The organism is Streptomyces sp. NPDC058231 (assembly GCF_042882275.1).
GTDB lineage: Bacteria > Actinomycetota > Actinomycetes > Streptomycetales > Streptomycetaceae > Streptomyces.
Window position 1 is genome coordinate 60,966 of record NZ_JBHVWN010000015.1, and the last position, 19,293, is coordinate 80,258.

General features: G+C 72.4%; 25 protein-coding genes and 1 pseudogene. 21 read left to right on the top strand and 5 right to left on the bottom strand.

The features are described from left to right. Positions 1 to 27 precede the first annotated feature (27 nt). From ACFVXE_RS13685 to ACFVXE_RS13705, 5 genes are all read left to right on the top strand, one after another. On the top strand, positions 28 to 438 hold the full coding sequence (locus ACFVXE_RS13685) for a DUF488 domain-containing protein (protein WP_389671316.1): 411 nt from the start codon (positions 28 to 30) through the stop codon (positions 436 to 438). Between the two features lie 97 nt (positions 439 to 535). Further along, the gene (gene alr, locus ACFVXE_RS13690) at positions 536 to 1,693 is read left to right on the top strand and encodes an alanine racemase (protein WP_389671382.1); all 1,158 of its coding nucleotides are present in this window, start codon (positions 536 to 538) and stop codon (positions 1,691 to 1,693) included. 59 nt (positions 1,694 to 1,752) lie between these two features. Next, positions 1,753 to 3,015 carry an alpha/beta fold hydrolase gene (locus tag ACFVXE_RS13695; protein ID WP_389671317.1) on the top strand — a complete coding sequence of 421 codons (1,263 nt, stop codon included), beginning with the start codon at positions 1,753 to 1,755 and terminating at the stop codon, positions 3,013 to 3,015. Then, positions 2,984 to 3,586 (top strand): tRNA (adenosine(37)-N6)-threonylcarbamoyltransferase complex ATPase subunit type 1 TsaE, encoded by a 603-nt coding sequence (gene tsaE / locus ACFVXE_RS13700; RefSeq protein WP_389671318.1) that lies wholly within the window; start codon positions 2,984 to 2,986, stop codon positions 3,584 to 3,586. The genes ACFVXE_RS13695 and tsaE overlap by 32 nt, the downstream gene beginning before the upstream one ends. A gap of 133 nt (positions 3,587 to 3,719) precedes the next feature. Next, positions 3,720 to 3,926: a hypothetical protein gene (locus tag ACFVXE_RS13705; protein ID WP_389671319.1), complete on the top strand. Its 207-nt coding sequence runs from the start codon at positions 3,720 to 3,722 to the stop codon at positions 3,924 to 3,926. Between the two features lie 22 nt (positions 3,927 to 3,948). On the opposite strand, the gene ACFVXE_RS13710 is transcribed toward ACFVXE_RS13705, so the two are convergent. Then, positions 3,949 to 4,512, bottom strand: a complete 564-nt coding sequence (locus ACFVXE_RS13710; RefSeq protein ID WP_389671320.1) for a hypothetical protein — start codon at positions 4,510 to 4,512, stop codon at positions 3,949 to 3,951. A 166-nt stretch (positions 4,513 to 4,678) separates the two neighbouring features. Here ACFVXE_RS13710 and tsaB point away from each other — a divergent pair, with 166 nt between their 5' ends. The 9 genes from tsaB (at position 4,679) to ACFVXE_RS13755 (ending at position 11,011) form a co-directional block, all read left to right on the top strand. After that, positions 4,679 to 5,326: a tRNA (adenosine(37)-N6)-threonylcarbamoyltransferase complex dimerization subunit type 1 TsaB gene (tsaB, locus tag ACFVXE_RS13715; RefSeq protein ID WP_389671383.1), complete on the top strand. Its 648-nt coding sequence runs from the start codon at positions 4,679 to 4,681 to the stop codon at positions 5,324 to 5,326. Next, entirely contained in the window at positions 5,323 to 5,838 is a 516-nt protein-coding gene (gene rimI, locus ACFVXE_RS13720; protein WP_389671321.1) for a ribosomal protein S18-alanine N-acetyltransferase, read from the top strand. Before tsaB ends, rimI begins: the two co-directional genes overlap by 4 nt. Next, positions 5,838 to 6,932, top strand: a complete 1,095-nt coding sequence (gene tsaD, locus ACFVXE_RS13725; RefSeq protein WP_389671322.1) for a tRNA (adenosine(37)-N6)-threonylcarbamoyltransferase complex transferase subunit TsaD — start codon at positions 5,838 to 5,840, stop codon at positions 6,930 to 6,932. Before rimI ends, tsaD begins: the two co-directional genes overlap by 1 nt. Then, positions 6,929 to 7,204, top strand: coding sequence for a hypothetical protein (locus ACFVXE_RS13730; protein ID WP_389671323.1), 276 nt, complete (start codon positions 6,929 to 6,931; stop codon positions 7,202 to 7,204). The genes tsaD and ACFVXE_RS13730 overlap by 4 nt, the downstream gene beginning before the upstream one ends. 84 nt (positions 7,205 to 7,288) lie before the next feature. After that, positions 7,289 to 8,350: an LCP family protein gene (locus ACFVXE_RS13735; RefSeq protein WP_389671324.1), complete on the top strand. Its 1,062-nt coding sequence runs from the start codon at positions 7,289 to 7,291 to the stop codon at positions 8,348 to 8,350. Between the two features lie 128 nt (positions 8,351 to 8,478). Then, the gene (locus tag ACFVXE_RS13740) at positions 8,479 to 8,835 is read left to right on the top strand and encodes a YciI family protein (protein ID WP_389671325.1); all 357 of its coding nucleotides are present in this window, start codon (positions 8,479 to 8,481) and stop codon (positions 8,833 to 8,835) included. A 49-nt stretch (positions 8,836 to 8,884) separates the two neighbouring features. Further along, positions 8,885 to 10,156 (top strand): RNA polymerase sigma factor, encoded by a 1,272-nt coding sequence (locus ACFVXE_RS13745; RefSeq protein ID WP_389671326.1) that lies wholly within the window; start codon positions 8,885 to 8,887, stop codon positions 10,154 to 10,156. Between the two features lie 65 nt (positions 10,157 to 10,221). Then, on the top strand, positions 10,222 to 10,686 hold the full coding sequence (locus tag ACFVXE_RS13750; RefSeq protein WP_389671327.1) for a VOC family protein: 465 nt from the start codon (positions 10,222 to 10,224) through the stop codon (positions 10,684 to 10,686). Between the two features lie 190 nt (positions 10,687 to 10,876). Further along, entirely contained in the window at positions 10,877 to 11,011 is a 135-nt protein-coding gene (locus ACFVXE_RS13755) for a hypothetical protein (RefSeq protein WP_389671328.1), read from the top strand. A 115-nt stretch (positions 11,012 to 11,126) separates the two neighbouring features. Here the strand turns inward: ACFVXE_RS13755 and ACFVXE_RS13760 are convergent, their stop codons facing one another. Then, positions 11,127 to 12,185: an aldo/keto reductase gene (locus ACFVXE_RS13760; RefSeq protein WP_389671329.1), complete on the bottom strand. Its 1,059-nt coding sequence runs from the start codon at positions 12,183 to 12,185 to the stop codon at positions 11,127 to 11,129. Between the two features lie 108 nt (positions 12,186 to 12,293). On the opposite strand from ACFVXE_RS13760, the gene ACFVXE_RS13765 reads away from it, so the two are divergent. Both ACFVXE_RS13765 and ACFVXE_RS13770 read left to right on the top strand, forming a co-directional pair. Then, complete coding sequence (locus tag ACFVXE_RS13765) at positions 12,294 to 12,959, top strand: hypothetical protein (protein WP_389671330.1); 666 nt, start codon at positions 12,294 to 12,296, stop codon at positions 12,957 to 12,959. Between the two features lie 53 nt (positions 12,960 to 13,012). Then, on the top strand, positions 13,013 to 13,378 hold the full coding sequence (locus ACFVXE_RS13770) for a hypothetical protein (RefSeq protein ID WP_389671331.1): 366 nt from the start codon (positions 13,013 to 13,015) through the stop codon (positions 13,376 to 13,378). Between the two features lie 48 nt (positions 13,379 to 13,426). Here ACFVXE_RS13770 and ACFVXE_RS13775 read toward each other — a convergent pair whose 3' ends face one another. Then, positions 13,427 to 14,647, bottom strand: coding sequence for a methyltransferase domain-containing protein (locus tag ACFVXE_RS13775; protein WP_389671332.1), 1,221 nt, complete (start codon positions 14,645 to 14,647; stop codon positions 13,427 to 13,429). 122 nt (positions 14,648 to 14,769) lie between these two features. Between ACFVXE_RS13775 and ACFVXE_RS13780 the strand changes: the two genes are divergently transcribed. From ACFVXE_RS13780 to groL, 4 genes are all read left to right on the top strand, one after another. Continuing rightward, positions 14,770 to 14,919 (top strand): hypothetical protein, encoded by a 150-nt coding sequence (locus ACFVXE_RS13780; RefSeq protein ID WP_389671333.1) that lies wholly within the window; start codon positions 14,770 to 14,772, stop codon positions 14,917 to 14,919. Continuing rightward, positions 14,916 to 15,272, top strand: a complete 357-nt coding sequence (locus ACFVXE_RS13785) for a hypothetical protein (protein ID WP_389671334.1) — start codon at positions 14,916 to 14,918, stop codon at positions 15,270 to 15,272. The genes ACFVXE_RS13780 and ACFVXE_RS13785 overlap by 4 nt, the downstream gene beginning before the upstream one ends. 309 nt (positions 15,273 to 15,581) lie before the next feature. Further along, positions 15,582 to 15,890: a co-chaperone GroES gene (groES, locus tag ACFVXE_RS13790; RefSeq protein WP_037688098.1), complete on the top strand. Its 309-nt coding sequence runs from the start codon at positions 15,582 to 15,584 to the stop codon at positions 15,888 to 15,890. Between the two features lie 100 nt (positions 15,891 to 15,990). Next, positions 15,991 to 17,616 carry a chaperonin GroEL gene (gene groL / locus ACFVXE_RS13795; RefSeq protein ID WP_356124256.1) on the top strand — a complete coding sequence of 542 codons (1,626 nt, stop codon included), beginning with the start codon at positions 15,991 to 15,993 and terminating at the stop codon, positions 17,614 to 17,616. Between the two features lie 79 nt (positions 17,617 to 17,695). Here the strand turns inward: groL and ACFVXE_RS13800 are convergent, their stop codons facing one another. Continuing rightward, positions 17,696 to 18,691 (bottom strand): hydroxyacid dehydrogenase, encoded by a 996-nt coding sequence (locus ACFVXE_RS13800; protein WP_389671335.1) that lies wholly within the window; start codon positions 18,689 to 18,691, stop codon positions 17,696 to 17,698. Positions 18,692 to 18,742: 51 nt separating this feature from the next. After that, positions 18,743 to 18,904 (bottom strand): annotated as a pseudogene (locus tag ACFVXE_RS13805) (carbohydrate ABC transporter permease); the annotation flags it as partial. Between the two features lie 44 nt (positions 18,905 to 18,948). Here ACFVXE_RS13805 and ACFVXE_RS13810 point away from each other — a divergent pair. Next, on the top strand, positions 18,949 to 19,242 hold the full coding sequence (locus ACFVXE_RS13810) for a hypothetical protein (protein ID WP_389671336.1): 294 nt from the start codon (positions 18,949 to 18,951) through the stop codon (positions 19,240 to 19,242). Positions 19,243 to 19,293 lie beyond the last annotated feature (51 nt).

A 19,293-nucleotide genomic window follows, 5' to 3' on the forward strand; every position in this document is an offset into this window, starting at 1 on the left:
TCCTGGGCAGCAGAGACGGAACCGCAGATGAGAGCCGGGGAGGAGTGGTCGACGGTGGGCAGCGACTCCTTACGCGTACGCCGGGTGTACGACGCCAGGGAGGACGACGACGGGACCCGCGTCCTCGTCGACCGGCTCTGGCCCCGCGGTGTCGCCAAGGACCGGGCCGGCATCGACCGGTGGCTCAAGGACCTCACCCCGTCGAACGAACTCCGCTCCTGGTACCACGAGGACCGCACCGACGTCCGCTACGACGAGTTCGTGGACCGCTACCGGGCCGAGCTCGTCGACCCCCCGCACACCGCCGCCGTGCGCGAGCTGGTCGATCTGGTCCGTGCGGGGGGACAGGTGACCCTCGTCACGGCGGTGAAGGACGTTTCGCACAGTCATGTCCCGGTCCTCGTCGACCATGTGGAACATGAGCTGCACCATCGGTGACATCTGCGGCGCCCCGGCGGGCGCCGCCACCGATGACACGGCCGGTCACCCCCGGTACCCGAGGACCCTGTCGTACGCCTCTGAGAGACTGGGCGCGATGAACGAGACAGCGTCCTTGAGAGCCCGGGCCGAGATCGACCTCGCCGCCCTGCGCGCCAACGTGCGTGCGCTGCGTGCCCGGGCGGCCGGCGCGCAACTCATGGCCGTCGTCAAGTCCGACGCCTACGGGCACGGGGCGGTGCCGTGCGCCCGGGCCGCGCTCGAAGCGGGGGCCACCTGGCTCGGCACCGCGACGCCGCAGGAGGCGCTCGCCCTGCGCGCTGCCGGGATCGGCGGCGCGATGATGTGCTGGCTGTGGACACCGGGCGGCCCCTGGCGCGAGGCGATCGAGGCGGACATCGACGTGTCGGTGAGCGGCATGTGGGCGCTGCGCGAGGTCGCCGCCGCCGCCCGGGAGGCCGGGCGGCCGGCCCGTGTCCAGCTCAAGGCGGACACCGGACTCGGGCGCAACGGCTGCCAGCCCGCCGACTGGCCCGAGCTGGTCGCCGCCGCCCGCGCCGCCGAGGTCGAGGGCACGGTGCGGATCACCGGTCTGTGGTCCCACTTCGCCTGCGCCGACGAGCCGGGCCATCCGTCGATCGCCGCGCAGCTGGCGGTGTACCGGGACATGGTGGCGTACGCGGAGAAGGCGGGCGTCGAACCCGAGGTGCGGCACATCGCCAACTCCCCGGCGACGCTGACGGTCCCCGAGTCGCACTTCGACCTCGTACGGACCGGGATCGCCGTGTACGGCATCTCGCCCGGCCCGGAGCTGGGCACCCCGGCCGACTTCGGACTGCGCCCGGTGATGACGCTCGCCGCGTCCATCGCCCTGGTCAAGCAGGTGCCGGCCGGGCACGGCGTCAGCTACGGGCACCACTACGCGACATCCGCGGAGACGACACTCGGCCTGGTGCCGCTCGGCTACGCGGACGGCATCCCGCGCCACGCCTCCGGACGCGGCCCGGTCCTGGTGGGCGGTGCCTGGCGGCGGATCGCGGGGCGGGTGGCGATGGACCAGTTCGTCGTCGATCTCGGCGGGGACGTCGTCGAGGCGGGGAGCGAGGCGGTGCTGTTCGGCCCCGGCGACCGCGGCGAGCCGACCGCGGAGGACTGGGCGGAGGCGGCCGGCACGATCGCGTACGAGATCGTCACCCGCATCAGCGGTCGGGTACCGCGCGTCTATCTGAACGAGACGCCGGCCGGTCCGGTCTGATCAGCTCTGTTCTGCACGTCCTGACCTGACGGACCACGACCGACGAGGAGCGCGGCACGGTGAGCGAGAGCAGCGCGGGGGACGCGGTGGCGACGGCCGCCACGGCGGTCGGCTGGCGCCGGGCGGGCCTCGCCGGAGCCGCCATAGGCGTGATCGCCGCCGGTGCCGCGGCCGGTGTCGCGGTCGAGCGGATGACCGTCGGCCGGGGCATGCGCCGCAGGGCCAGGCTGGCGCTGGACGCCTCGGGGCCGTACGGCGCGTTGCGCGGTATGCCCGGCCGGGCCGTCGCCGACGACGGCACCGAGCTGTACTACGAGACGGACGAGGTCGAACCCGACGGCGGTACGGGCGCGGGCACCGCGGCGGGTGCCGGTGCCGGGCCCGCCGGGTCGGGACCGCGCCGCCGGCGGCTCTTCGGCCGCAAGGCCCCCGGGCCCGTCACCGTCGTCTTCAGCCACGGCTACTGCCTCAGCCAGGACTCCTGGCACTTCCAGCGGGCGGCGCTGCGCGGGCTGGTGCGCACGGTGCACTGGGACCAGCGCAGCCACGGCCGGTCCGAGCGCGGCCGGGCCGCGGCGCAGGGTGTGACGGTCGGCATCGACCAGCTCGGCCGCGACCTGAAGGCGGTCATCGACGCGGCCGCCCCCGAGGGCCGGCTGATCCTCGTCGGCCACTCGATGGGCGGCATGACGATCATGGCGCTCGCCGACCTGTACCCGCAGCTGGTCCGGGACCGGGTCGCCGCCGTCGCGTTCGTCGGGACGTCGAGCGGGAAACTCGGCGAGGTCAGTTTCGGGCTGCCGGTCGCGGGCGTGAACGCCGTGCGGCGGGTGCTCCCCGGGGTGCTGAAGGCGCTCGGCTCGCAGCCGGAGCTGGTGGAGCGGGGCCGGCGGGCGACCGCCGACCTCTTCGCCGGGCTCATCAAGCGGTACTCGTTCGGTTCCCGGGACGTGGACCCGGCGGTCGAGCGGTTCGCCGAGCGGCTCATCGAGTCCACGCCGATCGACGTGGTGGCGGAGTTCTACCCGGCCTTCACCGAGCACGACAAGAGCGCGGCGCTGCCCGCGTTCCGCGATATGCCGGTGCTGATCCTGGCGGGCGACAAGGACCTGGTGACACCCAGCTCGCACAGCGAGGTGATCGCCGACGAGCTGCCGGACGCGGAGCTGGTCATCGTCCCGGACGCCGGGCATCTGGTGATGCTGGAGCACCCGCAGACGGTCACCGACCGGCTTGCGGACCTGCTGGTGCGGATCGGAGCCGTGGCGGCAACGGCTAACGTTGGCGGGCATGGAAGCACCGCACAGCCGCCCGGCGACTGAGGCCACGCGCCCGCCGGTCACGCAGACCCCGCTCACCAGCACCTCGGCCGGGGGTGCCCCGGCCGCCCCGGTGGAGGACGGCCCGGTCACCACCCGGCTCGACGTCACGTCCCCCGAACGGATGCAGGACCTGGGCCGCCGCCTGGCCGGCCTGCTGCGCCCCGGCGACCTCGTGATGCTCAGCGGTGAGCTCGGCGCGGGGAAGACGACGCTGACCCGCGGTCTCGGCGAAGGTCTCGGGGTGCGCGGCGCCGTCACCTCGCCCACCTTCGTGATCGCCCGCGTCCACCCGTCGCTGTGCGGCGGTCCCGCGCTCGTCCACGTCGACGCGTACCGCCTGGGCGGTGGCCTGGACGAGATGGAGGACCTCGACCTCGACGTGTCGCTGCCGGATTCGGTGGTGGTCGTGGAGTGGGGCGACGGCAAGGTCGAGGAGCTCTCGGACGACCGGCTGCACGTGCAGATCCACCGTGCGGTCGGCGACACGGACGACGAGCGGCGTTCGGTGACCCTGGTCGGGATCGGGGAGCGCTGGTCGGCGCTGCGGACGGAGCTGGAATCGGCTCACTGAGGCCGGGCGGATCAGTTTTCCGACAGGCTGTCGGCATATTGTTGCGCGCGGCGGGCCGGGCGTGGTCACATGGGTACCGAGAGCTGGTTAGGTGTGCCTAACCACGCCTTCCACCGGAGCCCAGGAGGCATCCATGCCGACGCCCGAGCGTGAAGCGAAGCCGCAGCCGCCAGTGACGTCCGCGGTGTCGATGAAGGATCTGCTGGCGGCCTGCGCCGCCGCCACCGCGGTGTCCACACCGCCCAGCGGCGAGCAGCAAGACTCCCAGGCGTCGCAGGGACCTCAGGGACGCGAGGGGCGGCCGGAGCAGCGGCCGCCCGCGCAGCGCGACGCCGCATAGCGGCAGCCGCGTGCGGTCGTCCCTACGGGACGACGACCACCACGGCGCCGACGGTCGCGAACGTCCACATCGCGTTGCCGTCCTTCCGGCCCATCCGGACCCCGCCGGTCTTCAGTGTCGGGTCCGGGCTCTTCATGGAGCCGTCCTGCGCCGCGCTGAATCCCACCGGCACATTCCCGTCGGCCATCGCGAACCGCACCACGTGCTCGATCTGCACGCCGTCGGAGCCCCTGATCGAGCCCGAGCGCGAGGTCACCTTGTACTTCCCGGGCCGCGGGTTCAGCGCGCTCGGCATGACGGCGAAGGTCCGGGTCGCCCTGCCCTTCGCGTCGACCAGCCACACACGCCGGTCGCCCAGTGCGTACACGACCCGCGCCCCGGTGCCGGAGTCGGCCGGCACCGCGAACGGGTGCTTCTTGTCCTTGGGCCTGGCGTGGCTGTCGGCGGGGGCGCTGCTGGACGCGGTCGCCGTGGGGGCGGCGACGGAGTCGGGGGCGTTCGCCGACGCCTGGTAGGCCAGGAAACCGACTGCGACGATCGCCGCCGCGGTGAGCCCGGCCACGATTCCCGAGCTGCCCCTTGCCACCGTGCGCGCCCCTTTCGCTGATGTTCGTAAGTCGTACAAGCGTTTACGTCGTACCCGCGTATACCCGGTGACGGTAGCAGCAGCGACCGGTGGGTACGGGACGCCGTACGGTGGCGCCGTGGAGCGTCCGGCGGAGCCGTAGGCTGTTTGCGTGCTCTTGCTCGCCATGGATACCGCCACCCCCGCCGTCACCGTCGCCCTGCACGACGGGAACTCCGTCGTCGCCGAGTCGGGTCAGGTCGACGCCCGAAGGCACGGGGAGCTGCTGCTCCCCGCCGTCGACCGGGTCCTCGCCGAGGCCGGACTGAAGCTCGACGCCGTGACCGCCGTCGTCGTGGGCGTCGGCCCAGGCCCGTACACCGGGCTCCGGGTCGGCCTGGTGACGGCCGCGACCTTCGGCTCCGCGCTCTCCGTGCCGGTGCACGGGGTGTGCACGCTGGACGGCCTCGCGTACGCCGCCGGGCGGGACGGCCTGGAGGGCCCGTTCGCCGTGGCCACCGACGCCCGCCGCAAGGAGGTCTACTGGGCCCGGTACGAGGACCCCCGTACCCGCGTCGGTGAACCCGCCGTCGACCGGCCCGCAGACATCGCCGGACAGCTCGCCGGGCTCCCGGTGGTCGGGGCGGGGGCCGTGCTCTACCCCGAGGCGTTCCCGGACGGCCGCGGCCCCGAGCACGTCGGCGCCGGCGCGCTGGCCGCCGTGGCCGCCGAGCGGCTCGCCGCGGGGGCGGAACTGCTGCCGCCGCAGCCGCTGTACCTGCGCAGGCCCGACGCCCAGGTCCCGAAGAACTACAAGGTGGTCACCCCGAAGTGACGAGCCCGACTGCCGTACTGCGTGAGATGCGCTGGTGGGACATCGATCCGGTGCTGCGGCTCGAACACGAGCTGTTCCCGGAGGACGCCTGGTCGGCCGGCATGTTCTGGTCCGAACTGGCGCACGCCCGGGGCCCCCGGGCCACCCGCCGCTACGTCGTCGCCGAGTCCCCGGAGACCGGCCGCGTCGTCGGGTACGCGGGCCTCGCCGCCGCCGGCGACCTCGCCGACGTCCAGACGATCGGCGTCACGCGCGACCACTGGGGCGGCGGACTCGGCTCGGAACTCCTGACCGACCTGCTGAAGCACGCCACGGCCTTCGAATGCGCGGAAGTGCTCCTCGAGGTCCGGGTCGACAACACCCGCGCGCAGAAGCTCTACGAACGCTTCGGCTTCGAACCGATCGGCTTCCGCCGCGGCTACTACCAGCCGGGCAACATCGACGCACTCGTCATGCGTCTCCACGTACAAGAGCCCGCACCTGAGCACGTACCAGAAACAGAGACGGACTGATGGCTGACGAACCGCTCGTACTCGGCATCGAGACCTCCTGCGACGAGACCGGAGTCGGCATCGTCCGCGGCACGACGCTGCTCGCGGACGCCGTCGCGTCCAGCGTCGACACCCACGCCCGCTTCGGCGGCGTCGTCCCGGAGATCGCCTCCCGCGCGCACCTGGAAGCGATGGTCCCCACCATCGAGCGCGCTTTGAAGGAAGCAGGCGTCAGCGCCCGCGACCTGGACGGCATCGCCGTCACCGCCGGTCCCGGACTCGCCGGCGCGCTGCTCGTCGGCGTCTCGGCGGCGAAGGCCTACGCGTACGCCCTGAACAAGCCGCTCTACGGGGTCAACCACCTCGCGTCGCACATCTGCGTCGACCAGTTGGAGCACGGCCCGCTGCCCGAGCCGACGATGGCGCTGCTGGTCAGCGGCGGCCACTCCTCGCTGCTGCTCGCGCCGGACATCACCGCCGATGTACGGCCGCTGGGCGCGACCATCGACGACGCGGCGGGCGAGGCGTTCGACAAGATCGCCCGGGTGCTGGACCTCGGCTTCCCCGGCGGCCCGGTGATCGACCGGCTGGCGAGGGAGGGCGACCCGAAGGCGATCGCGTTCCCGCGCGGACTGAGCGGCTCCCGCGACGCCGCGTACGACTTCTCCTTCTCCGGTCTGAAGACGTCCGTCGCCCGCTGGATCGAGGCGAAGCGGGCCGCGGGCGAGGAGGTGCCGGTGCGGGACGTGGCGGCGTCCTTCCAGGAGGCCGTCGTCGACGTGCTCACCCGGAAGGCCGTACGGGCCTGTAAGGACGAGGGCGTCGACCACCTGATGATCGGCGGCGGGGTCGCGGCCAACTCGCGGCTGAGGGCACTCGCCCAGGAGCGGTGCGAGCGGGCGGGGATCCGGCTGCGGGTGCCGCGCCCGGGGCTGTGCACGGACAACGGCGCGATGGTCGCGGCGCTGGGCGCCGAGATGGTGGCGCGCAACCGCCCCGCGTCCGATCTGGAACTCTCCGCGGACTCGTCGCTGCCGGTGACGGACCCGCACGTGCCGGGCGCGCACTCCCACGACCATGTGCACGAGATCAGCAAGGACAACCTCTACTCATGACGGTCGCTCTCATGTGGGAAGCCCGGGCCGTGGCCGGCCGGGGCACCGAACTGCTGGAGTGGGCGCGGGCGCGCGCGGCCGAACTGGCCCGCGAGCCGCTGCGGTACGAGCTGCTGCGCGCCCCCCAGGACCGGGTGCTGGTCATCACCTGGTGGGAGGCGGGGTACGGCGCGGACCTGCCCGAACTGCCGGAGCCCGCACCCGAGCTGATCACCCGGGCCGCGCACCGCTGGCGGTTCGAGGTGGCGGGCGGGTCCGCCGGCCCGGCATGAGAAAACTCAACAGATCCTAAGATTTTCCGAAAGAAAACCGAACAAGGGTTCCCGGCGCAATAATTCGGACTTACGTTCCTCGACGTGAACGGAGAGAAGAGACGCAGGCCGCGCCGGCTCAAGACGGCCGTCGCGGTGATCGGCAGCACCCTGGTGCTCGCCACGGCGGGAGCCGGGTGGGCGTACTGGCACCTGAACCAGAACATCCGCAGTGTGGACATCGACGGCGCACTGGGCGACGACCGTCCGGCCAGGGCGCCCGTCACCGTTCCGGCCGCGACGCCCTCCCCGTCCGCATCGCCCTCCGCGTCCGCCTCGCCCTCCGTCTCCCCGTCGCCGGCCGGGGCGCTGAACATCCTGGTCCTCGGCTCGGACTCGCGCAGCGGCGCGGCGAACTCCGCGCTCGGCGGCGGTGACAGCTCCGGAGCGCGCTCCGACACGGCGATGGTCGTCCATCTGAACAGCGACCGCACGAAGGCCACCGTCGTCAGCATCCCGCGCGACACCCTGGTGACCCGCCCCTCCTGCCCGGCCCCGTCGGGCGGAACCCTGCCGGCCGCGTACAACGCCATGTTCAACAGCGCCTACTCGGTCGGCGGTCCGGTCTGCGCCGTCAAGACGGTGGAACAGCTCACCGGTGTCCGGATGGACCACTACATCGAGATCGACTTCTCCGGCTTCGCCCGCCTCGTCGACGCGCTGGGCGGAGTGACCGTCACGACGGCCCAGGACATCGACGACGACCGGAGCCACCTCCACCTCGCCGCCGGCACGCATCGCCTCGACGGCACCCAGGCCCTGGCGTTCGCCCGCACCCGCCACGGCATCGGTGACGGCAGCGACCTCGGCCGGATCAAGCTCCAGCAGCAGCTCGTCAAGGCGCTGCTGAAGGAGGTCGAGGAGACCGATCTGCTGACCGGCGCGGCCGGCCTGTACGAGGTGGCGGACGCGGTCACCGGCAGCCTCACCACGGACACCGGACTCGACTCCCTCTCCGAGCTGCGGAGCCTGGCGCAGAGCCTGCGCGGCGTCCCCGCGGACGGGCTGGAGACGATCACCATGCCCGTCGTCGCGGCCCCGTCCGACCCCAACCGGGTGGTGGCGCTGGAACCGGCCGCGAGCAGGCTCTGGGCATCGCTGCGGTAGCCCGGGAACGCCGCCTCCCAAAAATTCTCTCGACTTCTTCCGGCCGACGTGTCGATTGCGGCGTCTCCCGTTCGACGCAAGGGTGAGAGGCAGGGAAAGCCCCCGCCCTCCCGTACCGAGGAGTCACCATGCCGCGCTTCCTGTCGATGATCCGCATCGACGAGCAGAACCTGCCGTCCGAGGCCCCCGACCCCGGCTTCGAGGCGCGCATGGGCGCGTTGTTCGAGGAGATCACCAAGGCCGGGGTCATGCTGGAGACCGCCGGGCTCGCCCCCACCTCCCAGGGGACCAGGGTCACCTGGGAGGACGGCAGGCTGAGCTACACCGACGGGCCCTTCACCGAGACGAAGGAAGTCGTGGGCGGCTACGCCATCACCCAGTGCAAGGACATGGCCGAGGCGCTGGAGTGGACCAAGCGGTTCCTGGAGATCCACCCCAAGAACTGGACGGTCACCTCCGAGGTCCGCGAGATCGCCGAGGGCTGAGGCCCGCCGGAGCGTTGCTTGCTCCGCTCCCGCACGGCTGCTCTGATGGGTGGCCGTGACGGAAGCAGGCGCGGTCCAGGCGATCGAGACGGTGTTCAGGATCGAGTCCGCGCGGATCATCGCCGGCGTCGCCCGCATCGTGCGGGACGTGGGCATCGCCGAGGAACTCGCACAGGACGCCCTGGTCGCCGCGCTGGAACAGTGGCCGGAGTCGGGTGTCCCGGACAGACCGGGCGCCTGGCTCATGGCCACCGCCAGGCACCGCGCGATCGACCTCGTACGCCGCAGGGAGACGTACGCGCGCAAGCTGGCCGAGGTCGGACGGACCCTGGAGGACGTGCCGCCGGCGGAGCCCGCGGATCTCGCCGGCGGCGACGAGATCGACGACGACCTGCTGCGGCTGATCTTCACCGCCTGCCACCCCGTGCTGTCGACCGAGGCCCGGATCGCGCTCACGCTGCGACTGCTCGGCGGTCTCACCACCGACGAGATCGCCCGGGCCTTCCTGGCGTCCGAGCCGACCGTCGCCCAGCGCATCGTCCGCGCGAAACGCGCCCTGGGCCGGGCGGGTGTCCCCTTCGAGGTGCCGTACGGCCCCGCACGCGCGGCCCGGCTCGGCTCCGTGCTCGAAGTCATCTACCTGATCTTCAACGAGGGCTACTCGGCCACCGCGGGCGACGACTGGCTGCGCCCCCAGCTCTGCGAGGACGCGCTCCGGCTGGCCCGGGTGCTGGCCGGGCTGATGGACGGGGAACCCGAGGTGCACGGGCTGGCCGCCCTGCTGGAGCTCCAGGCGTCCCGCACCGCCGCCAGGACCGGCCCGGACGGGGCGCCCGTCCTGCTCGCCGACCAGAACCGGTCCCGCTGGGACCGGCTGCTGATCCGGCGCGGGTTCGCGGCGCTGGAGCGGGCGAACGCGGTGGGCGGCGCCCCCGGCCCGTACGCCCTGCAGGCCGCGATCGCCGCGTGCCACGCCCACGCGGTGACGTACGAGGAGACCGACTGGAAGGTGATCGCCACGCTCTACGGTCTGCTGGCCCGGGCTGCCCCGTCGCCGGTGGTGGAGCTGAACCGGGCGGTCGCCGTCTCGATGGCCGAGGGCCCGGAGGCGGGGCTCGCCCTGGTCGACGCCCTGGCCGCGAGCCAGGCGCTGGCCACATACCACCTGCTGCCGAGCGTGCGCGGCGACCTGCTGGCCCGGCTCGGGCGTACGGAGGAGGCGCGGGCGGAGTTCGTACGGGCGGCGGGGCTGACCCGCAACGCGCGCGAGCGGGCACTGCTGCTGGCCCGCGCGGAGGAGGGGACCGGCGCGGCGCGATGACTTTCCGCGGTCCGCCCGGTCTACCTTGCACAGCCGAACCCGTACCGACAGCCGAGGAGCAGGCCATGCAGAAGATCAAGACCTTCCTGTGGTTCGACAGCCAGGCCGAGGAGGCCGCGAACTTCTATGTCTCCGTCTTCAAGGGCGACTCGGAGGTCCTGGGCGTGACGCACTACCCGGAGGCGTCGCCGGGTGAGCCGGGCACGGTCATGACGGTGGAGTTCCGGCTGGCCGGCCTGGAGTACGTGGCGCTCAACGGCGGCCCGCAGTTCCCTTTCACCGAGGCGGTCTCACTCACCGTCGACTGCGAGTCGCAGGCGGAGGTCGACGAGCTGTGGGAGACGCTCACCCGGGGTGGTGAGGAGGGCCAGTGCGGCTGGCTCAAGGACAAGTACGGGCTGTCCTGGCAGATCGTGCCGCGCGGTCTCTCCGAGGCGCTCTCCGACCCTGACCCGGCCAAGGCGGCCCGGGCCATGAAGGCCATGCTCGGCATGAGGAAGCTCGACATCGAGGCGCTGCGCAACGCCTGACGCCGAGGCCGCCCGTCCGCCGCGGAGCCGGCCCCCGGCCGGTCGACCGCCGATCGGGCTGTACGCCACTGAGGTGGCCCCGGTCATCCGCATGGAGTCACTCCGATCCAGCGGGCGCACCGGCGGATCCGGCAGCCTCGTTGACGGGGTGACCGGGGCGCATCGGGTGCCCGTCGGGAGAGGAGCCACCATGTCCGACCTGTACGACTACACCGGCGAGCCGGAGACCGACCCGGACGCGGTCGGCACCGCCGACGAGGCCACCCGGTCGGCGGACGACCCCGACGCGTACGGCGACTACCTGGACAGCGAGCAGTACGACTGAGCCGGAGCGGGCCGGCCCCGGTGTCCCTCCGCCGGCCGGCCCCGCTCGACCCGCACCCGCGTCCGGCCGCACCGCCGCACGGGCTCCCGGGCGATCCGGGCGGCCGCCCGGGTCCTCAGCGGATCCCGTTCGCCGTCCGGCGGTAGGTCGACCGCCGGTCCGCGATGTCCGTCCAGCGGTCCCCGTAGATGTTCTTCGTGATCTCCGGTTCCCTCAGGAAGTCGTGCGGGAAGCCGAGCGGCACCTCGCTCGCCGCGTCCAGACGTTCCAGCGCGTCGGCGTCCAGTTCGACGCCGACACTGGCGAGGTTGTCGGCGAGCTGGCTCTCCTTGGTGGCGGCGATGATCGGGACGATGTTCCCGGGCTGCCGGCGCAGCCACGCCAGGGCCACCTGCGCCGGGCTGTATCCGCCCTGCTCGGCGACGTCCAGCACCGCCCGCACGGTCGCCTCCTCGTGGTGGCCGAGCCGGCTGTCGAAGGCGGGCGAGTCCAGCCGTCCCGCCTCGCCGCGCAGGTACTTCCCGGTGAGCTTGCCGCCGGCGAGCGGGCTCCACGCGAGCACCGCCTGGTCGAAGGCGCGTGCCTGCGGGAGCAGTTCGCGCTCCGGGGTGCGCTCCAGCAGGCTGTACCGCAGCTGCGAACCGGCGAACGAGGTCCAGCCCCGCAGCTCGGCCAGGGTGTTCGCCTGCGCGATCTCCCAGGCCGGCCAGTCCGACACGCCGAGATAGAGCACCTTTCCGGCGCGCACCAGATCGTCGAGGGCGCGCATGACCTCCTCCACCGGGGTGAAGTTGTCGCGCGCGTGCACCCACAGGACGTCGATGCGGTCGGTGCGCAGCCGGGCGAGACTCGCCTCGACCGACTGGACCAGGTTCTTCCGGTGGTTGCCCGCCGCGTTCACATCGCCGGACCGGGTGGCGCAGCTGTACTTCGTGGCGAGTACGAAACCGTCCCGGCGCCCCTCCAGCAGCTCGCCGAGGATCGTCTCCGAACTGCCGTTGGTGTAGTTGTTGGCGGTGTCGATGAAGTTGCCGCCCGCGTCCGCGTAGGCGTCGACGATCCGGGCACTCGTCCCCTTCGTCGCCCCCCAGCCCCAGTCGTCGCCGATGGTCATGGCGCCGAGGCTGAGCTCGCTCACCCGCAGGCCGGTCCGGCCGAAAAGTGTGTACTGCACAAGGTTCTCCCTCGGTCCGATGCGTGCATCTGGACGTTACGAGCTGGAGCACGCACGAACGCAAGGCACGCCGAACCGTGCCGGTGTCCGGTCGGTAGGGTCTGGCCCATGGCTCACCGCGCACTGCCACCACCCCCGCCGCCCGTGGAGCTGCGTTCCTGGCCGGACCGCGGCGCCCTGCTCGCCGACCGGGCCTTCGTCCTGGGCGAGTTGGTGAAGATGCACGTGGCGCCGGGGCGGCTGGGCCTGCTGTGGCTGTGGGGCGCCCTGTGCGCGCTCGGCTGGTCACTGGTGGGGACGGCGCTCATCACGTTCGAGGAGTCGTACGACATCTTCGGCGCCGCCGTCGGTGTCGTGCTCGCCGCACTGGGCGTCTGCTGCGCCGTGCCGCCGGTGGCCTTCGTCGTCGTCGGTCTGCGCCGCGACCGGCGGATCCGCCGACTGCTGGACGCCTGGGGCACGTTGGACCGTGATCCGGCCGGCGACGCGCGTCTGCGGGCGCCCGGCATCGGCCTCGTCTGGATGCTGTCGTCGATCGCGCTGTGCGCGGCCGGGCTGTACCTCTGCGTGGCCGTACCGGCGGGCGCCGAGGCGGGCGAGGACACCTACGGCACGATCGCCCTCGGTATGGGACTCGGCCTGATCGCGTGGCTGCTCGGCCTGATCGGTGTCACCAAGGCTTTCGCCCACCGCCGTTGGGCGCTGCGGGTGCTGGCCGGGGCGCCCGCCCCCGGTCGGCCGCCGTTCTCCGCCGGAGGTGGCGCACACCGCTGACCCCGCGCCTATCCTGGCCGCGTAGCGGTGACCGCACAGGGGGAGGGTGTCACATGGAGTGGTACTGGTGGCTACTGATCATCTTCTGGACCGGCGGCTTCGGATGGGCGGTCGACAACGTCCGTACGGCGCTGCGCAACCGGCACGCACGCAAGCTGGAACTCCTGGAAGCGGGCAGGCAGGAACGGCTGGCCGTCGAGGCGGCGCACCGGCCGCCGGAGCCGGTCTGCGGCTGCACGCACCACCTCGCCAAACATGACAAGCGGGGCAAGTGCCATGAGCGCGTCGAGGTGCCGACGGCCTGGGACGAGAGCAAGAAGCCGGTCCGTTTCGAAGCCGGGCAGTGCAACTGCCAGCAGTACGTGGGGCCGCAGCCGCTCTCGCAGGTGTACGCCGACGATTTGACCGACCTGGCCTGACGGCCTCCCCCCGGAGGTCCTGAGACCGACCGGCAATTGCCGGTCGGCCTAAGGCGTCCCGGGCCGCACGGGGTGGCCGACCAGCATGGTCGGCGCTCCCGCGACCCGGGTCAGGAACACCGTCGCCGCGTTCGGGCCCTGCAGCTTCATCTTCCGTCGCAGCTCCTCCGGTTCGACGGCGGAGCCCCGCTTCTTGACGGTCAGCACACCGACCTTCCGCTCCCGCAGCAGCGCCTTCAGCCGCTTCATGTGGAAGGGCAGCACGTCGGTGATCTCGTACGCGGAGGTGTACGGGGAGTCGTACGGTTCGTCGCTGGTGACGTAGGCGATCGTCTCGTCGACCAGCCGGCCCGCGCACCGGTCCACGATGTCGGCGACCAGATGGGCGCGGATCACGGCCCCGTCCGGCTCGTACAGATAGCGGCCCACCGGTCCGACGGGCGGGGCGGGCAGCACGCCCGGCGCCGACAGGGTCGCGCCGGCCGGGAGCAGCGTGGCACGGTACGAGCCCGCCGTGAACCCCTCCCCGAACCAGAGCACCGCCTCCTTCACGTCGCCGCCGTCCGAGATCCACTCGGCCTCCGCCTGCGCGGGGATCGCCTCGTGCGGGATGCCGGGGGCGATCTTCAGCGCGGCGTGGGGGGCCGCCAGCGCGGCGCCGGTCGCCCAGGACAGCGGCGGGGAGTACGCCTCGGGGTCGAAGATCCGGCCGCGTCCGCCGCGCCGGGCCGGGTCGACGAAGACGGCGTCGTACCCGGACGTGTCGATCTCGGTGACATCGGCGCAGCGCACCTCGATCAGATCGTCGAGGCCGAGCGCGGCGGCGTTGGCCCGGGCCACCTCGGCGGTCAGCGGATCACGGTCCACGGCGAGGACCGAGATCCCCGCGCGGGCGAGGGCGAGGGCGTCACCGCCGATCCCGCAGCAGAGGTCGGCGACCGAGCGCACGCCCGCTTCGGCGAACCGCCGGGCGCGCTGCGTGGCGACCGAGGTACGGGTCGCCTGCTCGACCCCGTTCGGGGTGAAGAACATCCGGTACGCGTCGTCCGCGCCGAACTTCGCCACCGCCCGCTGCCGCAGCCGCGCCTGTCCGAGCGCCGCCGACACCAGCGGGGCCGGGTGGCCGCGGCGCAGCCGGGTCGCGGTGGCGAGCTCCTGGGCGGGGTCGTACGAGCGCAGTTCCGCGAGGAGCGCCGCGCCCTCGGGGGTGCGCAGGGCCAGGAGGGCGGCGAGCGGGTCGGTGGGGTCACTCGGGTCGAAGGCGTTCACCGGCCCATTGTGAGCCAGTCGGGGGACCGGGCGGACCCGGCGGAGGTGTCGGACGGAGCGTTCGAACGGGCGCTGGCAGTATGCGCAACCATGCAGCTTGTACGACAAAAGGGAGTACGGGTGTGAAGGTGCGCGGGCCGGGCGCCCTGCGACACGGCCCCGGCCGCGTGGTCCGGGGCCGGGACGGCTCCAGGGCCGGCCTGGTCCGCGCCGCCGTGAAGGTGATCGCGGGCGGCGGATGCGCCGCGGCCCGGCCGGAGGACCGCGTATGAACAGGGCGCGCCGGCTGCTGGCCGGCCTGCTGGCGGCAGGGGTGCTGCTGGCCCCCGTCGCGGGGTGTGCGCAGTCGGTCGACCCGATCGAACGGCTGGGGCGGAAGGCCGCGCAGAAGGTGCACCGGCCGCACCGGGCACCGGAACCGGCGGCGGGCGCGGAACCGGAGCCGTCGGCGGGGGTGCGGGAGGACCGGGGGCGGGTCGACCCGACGGCCGTCCGCTGCGGCCCGCACCGCCGTCCGCCGCGGTCCGGGCGCTCCCCGGTGTCGTCGCCGCCGAGTCGTCTGCGGCCGTACCGGCCGGAACCGTCCGACGGGACGGGCACCGGGCCGGGGTGCGGGCGGAGGTGACTCGGCGTTCCCGGACCGTGTCTTCCCGGCGTCGTGCGCGGCGGCGCCTCCGGTCCGCGTGTTCCCCTCACGTCGTCCCGATCGAGGCCGCCCGGCGGCCCGGCGCCACGACCGGACTGAATTGGCACTCCGCTTGACCGAGTGCTAATCGCGGTCATAGTGTCAGCTCTGGCACTCCCCGATGGAGAGTGCCAGCAGTACTGTGCGATCGCCAGGTCCGGCACCCGCGACGACGGACCCACCTGATCGCCACCCCAGACAGTTAACCCCGCAGTTAACCCCGAGATCTCCGAAGGGGGAGGCCGGATCGTGACGACCACCAGCTCCAAGGTTGCCATCAAGCCGCTTGAGGACCGCATTGTGGTCCAGCCGCTCGACGCCGAGCAGACCACGGCCTCTGGCCTGGTCATTCCGGACACCGCCAAGGAGAAGCCCCAGGAGGGCGTCGTCCTGGCCGTGGGCCCGGGCCGCTTCGAGAACGGCGAGCGCCTGCCGCTCGACGTCAACACCGGCGACATCGTGCTGTACAGCAAGTACGGCGGCACCGAGGTGAAGTACAACGGCGAGGAGTACCTCGTCCTCTCGGCTCGCGACGTGCTCGCGATCATCGAGAAGTAATTCACCCACGTTTGCTTCCGTTCTGCGCCCCTGGCCCCCAGCGAGATAACAAGCCGGGTGGTCGGGGGCGCAGTTCGTTCGAGAGGACAGTTCAGCTCCCATGGCGAAGATTCTGAAGTTCGACGAAGACGCCCGTCGTGCCCTTGAGCGCGGCGTCAACAAGCTTGCCGACACGGTGAAGGTGACGATCGGCCCCAAGGGCCGCAACGTCGTCATCGACAAGAAGTTCGGCGCCCCCACCATCACCAACGACGGTGTCACCATCGCGCGTGAGGTCGAGCTCGACGACCCGTACGAGAACCTCGGTGCCCAGCTGGTGAAGGAGGTGGCGACCAAGACCAACGACGTGGCGGGTGACGGCACCACCACCGCCACCGTGCTCGCCCAGGCACTCGTCCGCGAGGGCCTGCGCAACGTCGCCGCGGGTGCTTCCCCGGCCGCCCTGAAGAAGGGCATCGACGCCGCGGTCAAGGCCGTGTCCGAGGAGCTCCTCGCGACCGCCCGGCCGATCGACGACAAGTCCGACATCGCCGCCGTGGCCGCGCTCTCCGCGCAGGACTCGCAGGTCGGCGAGCTCATCGCGGACGCGATGGACAAGGTCGGCAAGGACGGTGTCATCACCGTCGAGGAGTCCAACACCTTCGGTCTGGACCTCGAGTTCACCGAGGGCATGGCCTTCGACAAGGGTTACCTGTCCCCGTACATGGTGACCGACCAGGAGCGTATGGAGGCCGTCCTCGACGACCCGTACATCCTGATCCACCAGGGCAAGATCGGCTCGATCCAGGAGCTGCTCCCGCTCCTGGAGAAGGTCATCCAGGCCGGTGGCTCCAAGCCGCTGCTGATCATCGCCGAGGACGTCGAGGGCGAGGCCCTGTCGACCCTGGTCGTCAACAAGATCCGTGGCACCTTCAACGCCGTCGCGGTGAAGGCCCCGGGCTTCGGTGACCGCCGCAAGGCCATGCTCGGCGACATCGCCACCCTCACCGGTGCGACCGTCATCGCCGAGGAGGTCGGCCTCAAGCTCGACCAGGCCGGTCTGGACGTGCTGGGCTCCGCCCGTCGCGTCACCGTCTCCAAGGACGACACGACGATCGTGGACGGCGGCGGCGAGCCCGGCGACGTCAAGGGCCGGGTCAACCAGATCAAGGCCGAGATCGACTCCACGGACTCCGACTGGGACCGCGAGAAGCTCCAGGAGCGCCTGGCGAAGCTGGCCGGCGGCGTGTGCGTGATCCGCGTCGGCGCCGCCACCGAGGTGGAGCTCAAGGAGAAGAAGCACCGTCTGGAGGACGCCATCTCCGCGACCCGCGCCGCGGTCGAGGAGGGCATCGTCTCCGGTGGTGGCTCCGCTCTGGTCCACGCCGTCAAGGTCCTCGAGGGCAACCTCGACAAGACCGGCGACGAGGCCACCGGTGTCGCGGTCGTGCGCCGCGCCGCCGTCGAGCCGCTGCGCTGGATCGCCGAGAACGCCGGTCTCGAGGGTTACGTCATCACCTCGAAGGTCGCCGAGCTCGACAAGGGCCAGGGCTTCAACGCCGCGACCGGCGAGTACGGCGACCTGGTGAAGGCCGGCGTCATCGACCCGGTCAAGGTCACCCGCTCCGCGCTGGAGAACGCCGCGTCCATCGCGTCGCTGCTGCTGACGACCGAGACCCTGGTCGTCGAGAAGCCGGCCGAGGACGAGGCCGAGGCCGGCCACGGCGGCCACGGCCACTCGCACTGACGCAGGCCGCACCACCGCCGAAGGCCCCCGTTCCCACCGCTGCTCAGCGGTGGGAACGGGGGCCTTCCGCGTCCCGGGTTCAGGCCTGGCGCCGCAGGGATCCGGCGTGCACCGGGTCCGCGAAGGGCAGACCCGCCGCGAAGCGCTCCAGCTCGTCGAGCGCGTGGTCGGCCATCCGGTGCAGCTCATTGCCGAGCGAGCCCGCGACGTGCGGGGTCAGCAGCACATTCGGCAGGTCGTACAACGGCGAGAGCGGGGGCGGGAGTTCGGGCTCTGTCACATCCAGGACCGCGTGCAGCCGCCCGCTCCTCAGCTCGGGGAGCAGCGCGTCCTCGTCGATCAGGGACCCGCGCGCGGTGTTGATCAGGGTGGTGCCCGTCGCCATGGCCGACAGCTGGGCCGCGCCGATCAGATGGTGCGTCTCCGGCAGCTGCGGCGCGTGGACGGAGACGACGGAGCTCCCGGCGCACAGCTCGTCCAGCTCCACCGGCCGTACGCCCAGCAGGGCCGCCTCCACGGCGTCGACGTACGGGTCGTACAGCAGGACGTCCAGGTCGAAGGGGCGCAGCAGCTCGATCACGCGCCGGCCGATGCGGGACGCGCCGACGATGCCGACCGTACGGCGGTGGTTGCCGGAGCCGGCGAGCTCCCGGAGCCAGTCGTGCCGGGTACGCAGCCCGCGGTAGAGGTGGGCGGCGTACAGGACACGCTTGTTGGCGAAGAGGATCGCGGCCAGGGTGAATTCGGCGACCGGCAGCGCGTTGGCCCCGGCCGCCGAGGTGACGGCGATCCCGCGTTCCCAGCAGGCCTCCGTGATGTGGTGCTTCACGGAACCGGCCGCGTGCACCTCGGCGGTCAGCGGGGTCGCGCCCCATCCGGTGAACAGCACCTCGGCCCCGGCGAGCGCGACGGCCGCCGCCGGCGACGGGTCGGCCAGGTCGTGCGCGACGAAGTGCGGATCGGTACGGGTGAGGGCGGCGAGCCGGGCGCGGTGACGGTCGGCGAGGAGCTGGTCGGCGATGCCGGGATCCATGGCCAGCAGGGCTTCCGGCCGGTTGTCAGTGGCGTGGGACATGGCGGGACTCGGACTCCTCGGAGGGCGGTCGGCTCAGGGGGCACACGGCGGTCACTTGACGCTTCCGGCGGTCAGACCCGCCTTCCAGTGCCGCTGCAGGGAGACGAAGGCGACGACCAGGGGGATCACGGCGAGGAGCGAGCCGGTGACGACGAGCGGGTAGAAGCCCGGTTCACCGTGGGTGTTGGTGTTCCACGCGTACAGGCCCAGGGCAGGACGACGCCGGAAGCCCCGCCACCACCCGGCACGAACTGTCCGTGCGGAACAACGTCTTCGTGAGCGAGGGCACCGGCGGCTACGCCTTCAAGAACCCGACCGCCGGGCTCTCGTTCGACCACAACGCCTTCTACGGCATCGACATGACCCGTCCGAACCCCGGCGGCGTCACCGAGGACCCGCAGCTGCGGGACGACTTCAGGCTCGGCGCGGGCTCGCCGGCCCTCGCCGCCGGAGCCGTCGTCGAGAACAACGGCGGCAGGGACTGGTTCGGCAACAGGCTGAGGCCCGGTGCCCCCAACATCGGCGCTTACGCGGGCCACGGCGTCCGATGACCGGCGGGCCGTCAGGCCCGCCCGCCGCGTTCCGCACCGCCCGGTCCGTAC